This is a genomic window from Paracoccus benzoatiresistens, from assembly GCF_026913015.1.
In the GTDB taxonomy this organism is placed as follows: domain Bacteria; phylum Pseudomonadota; class Alphaproteobacteria; order Rhodobacterales; family Rhodobacteraceae; genus Paracoccus; species Paracoccus benzoatiresistens.
In genome coordinates, this window is record NZ_JAPTYD010000129.1 from 1 (window position 1) to 2,699 (window position 2,699).

At 62.7% G+C, this 2,699-nt stretch carries 3 protein-coding genes; all 3 read left to right on the plus strand.

Annotated features, from left to right (window positions below; all coding sequences use genetic code 11):
- Window positions 1-89 precede the first annotated feature (89 nt).
- Window positions 90-539 (plus strand): IS66-like element accessory protein TnpA, encoded by a 450-nt coding sequence (tnpA, locus tag OU682_RS23665; protein ID WP_268944630.1) that lies wholly within the window; start codon window positions 90-92, stop codon window positions 537-539.
- Window positions 536-889, plus strand: coding sequence for an IS66 family insertion sequence element accessory protein TnpB (gene tnpB / locus OU682_RS23670; protein ID WP_268944631.1), 354 nt, complete (start codon window positions 536-538; stop codon window positions 887-889). The genes tnpA and tnpB overlap by 4 nt, the downstream gene beginning before the upstream one ends.
- Before the next feature lie 65 nt (window positions 890-954).
- Window positions 955-2,601 (plus strand): IS66 family transposase, encoded by a 1,647-nt coding sequence (gene tnpC, locus OU682_RS23675; RefSeq protein WP_268944632.1) that lies wholly within the window; start codon window positions 955-957, stop codon window positions 2,599-2,601.
- The last annotated feature ends 98 nt before the right edge of the window (window positions 2,602-2,699 follow it).

Sequence of the window (2,699 nt, forward strand, 5' to 3'; positions counted from 1 at the left end):
GTAAACGCCGTCTCTGACCCATTGAATTTGAGTATTTCTGGTCTTGGGTGCGTTTGCCAGAAGTTCGCCGAAACAGATGGAGCGGCGACATGGCAGATGACTTGGAAGGTTTTGCCGGGCGATGTGAGGTGGTTGATCCTCGGCGGGGGAACCGCCGATGGCCTGATGATGTGAAGGCCCGGATTGTTGTGGAGAGCTTTGCGCCTGGCTCGCGGGTGGTGGATGTGGCGCGCCGATATGGGCTTGCGGCGCATCACCTTTCGGATTGGCGACGGCTGGCCCGCCAGGGGGTTCTGGCTCTGCCGGCCGAGATGGTGGCGGGGCTTTCGCTGACGACAGTCCCGGTCCGCGAGCCGGCCTTCGTTCCTCTGACGGTTGCAGAGGATGCGACCGCGCCGGTGACGCGCCCGAGGCGGAGCAAGGCCGTGTCTCGCGTCATGAGCGTCGAGATCGGGCAGGATGTGGTGTTGCGCATTCCGGATGATGTCGCTGTGGATCGTGCGGCCGCTTTGATCCTTTTTCTGCGCGGTGCGGTATGATTGTCGCGGGCCAGCGCTTGCCGATCCTCATCGCGACACGCCCGGTGGATTTCCGTTGTGGGCATAATGCCTTGGCGTTGATGGTACAGACCGAGTTGGGGCTGGATCCCTATTCCGGCGTGACGGTGGTGTTTCGATCCAAGCGCGGTGACAGGTTGAAAATTTTGGTATGGGATGGAACAGGCCTGGTCCTGACCTACAAGGTTCTCGAGGCCTCGAAATTCTGCTGGCCCAAGGTTCGGGATGGGGTGATGCGGCTGTCTCGTGCCCAGTATGAAGCCCTGTTCGAAGGCGCAGCGTGGCTCGGGATGAACACGCCGAAGGTGCTGCCGCCGTCTGCGGCAGGATGACCCGAGGCGCTGCTTTTGGCATTGTTTTTGCTGGGCTTTCCCCAGCAAAACCGGTAGACAGCGGCATGTCTCAACCCTTTGATCTCAGCCGGTTTCCTGACCTCCCGCCCGAGGTGGTGAAGGCCTTTGCGGCGATGCAGTCCGAGCTGACGGTCGAGCGTGCGGCACGCCAGCACGAGCAGGCGGTGGGGGCCGAGAAGGATGTCTTCATCACCGAATTGCAGGCTCTGATCGCGAAGCTGGAGGGGCAGGTTCAGGACTATCGGCGGACGAAGTTCGGACCGAAATCAGAGAAGCTGGACCCTGCGCAACTGGAGCTCGCGCTGGAGGATCTGGAGGCCGCAATCGCGGAAACCCAGGAGCAGATCACCCTGGTGGAGGAGAAGATTGCCGCCGCCAACCCCGAACAGCCGGCCCCGCGCCGCCCTCGCAAGGCACGGGAACTGCCGGACAACCTGCCGCAGATTGAACGGGTGATCGAGCCTGCCGACATCACTTGCCCCTGTGGCTGCGGCGATATGGTCCGGATCGGCGAGGATCGGGCAAGGCGGCTGGATTACATCCCGGCGCGTTATCAGGTCATTGTCACCGTGCGCCCAAAATATGCTTGCCCCAAGGGGCGCACGGGCGTGGTGCAGGCCAAGGCTCCGGCACATCTGCTGGAAGCAAGCTGGCCGACCGAAGCTCTGCTGGCGCAGATCGCGGTCGCCAAATATTCCGAGCACATGCCGCTCCATCGCCAGGCTGTGGTGATGGCGCGGCACGGCGTGCCGATCGAACGCTCGACCCTTGCCGACTGGATGGGCCGAACCGGCGCCTTGATTGCCCCTGTCGTCGACCATATGGCCAAGCGTCTCTTGTCGGACAGCACCCGGCTTTATGTCGATGAGACCACCGCCCCGGTGCTGGATCCCGGCCGGGGCAAGACCAAGACCGGCTATCTCTGGGCGGTGCTGCGCGACGATCGGGGCTGGAAAGGCACCGCCCCGCCGGGCGTGGTGTTCCACTACCGACCGGGCAGAAAGGGCGAGTATGCCGCCGAGATCCTGGCCGGGTTCAATGGCACGATCCAGATCGATGCTTATGGCGCCTATACCCATCTGGCGACACCGAAACGCGAGGGTGGCGATCCGTTGCGGCTGGCATTCTGCTGGGCACACGGGCGCAGGAAGCTGATCAAGGCCATTCCCAAGAAGGGATCGCCCATCGTCGATGAGGCGCTGCTGCGCATCGCCGCGCTCTACAAGATCGAAGACAGCATTCGGGGATCCGATCCCGAGCACCGGCGGGACATTCGTCAAAGCCTGTCCCGGCCCCTGGTCGACGAGTTCTTCACCTGGCTGACGGCTCAGGCCGCGCGCGTCTCGCGCAAGTCCGACCTCGGCGCGGCCATGGCCTATATGCTGAGGCGTCAGGAGGGCTTCCGGCTATTCCTCGAGGACGGCCAGGTCGACATCGACTCCAACCTGGTCGAAAATGCGATCCGGAGTCCGGCCCTGAACCGCCGCAATGCGTTATTCGCCGGACATGACGAGGGCGGTGCGAATTGGGCCAGCTACGCCAGCCTGATCGGCAGTTGCAAAATGAACGGCATCGACCCCTGCGCTTATCTCACCGACCTCTTCACCAAGCTGGCCAATGGCCACCTGAAAAAAGACATCGATGACCTGATGCCATGGGCTTATGCACAGCGAAACACCACCTCAGAATGAGCTCGTTCGGGACTCCCTGACGAGCTCGTAAATACCTGCGCAACCTGGGCAACCGCCCCGCGCAAGCCAAAAGGCAATGGGACGTAGACGTCGCATAC

Bases quoted from the DNA above. Each gene is read 5' to 3' on its own strand.
- tnpB (WP_268944631.1), top strand. From the start codon at position 536: ATGATTGTCGCGGGCCAGCGCTTGCCGATCCTCATCGCGACACGCCCG.
- tnpA (WP_268944630.1), top strand. From the start codon at position 90: ATGGCAGATGACTTGGAAGGTTTTGCCGGGCGATGTGAGGTGGTTGAT.
- tnpC (WP_268944632.1), top strand. From the start codon at position 955: ATGTCTCAACCCTTTGATCTCAGCCGGTTTCCTGACCTCCCGCCCGAG.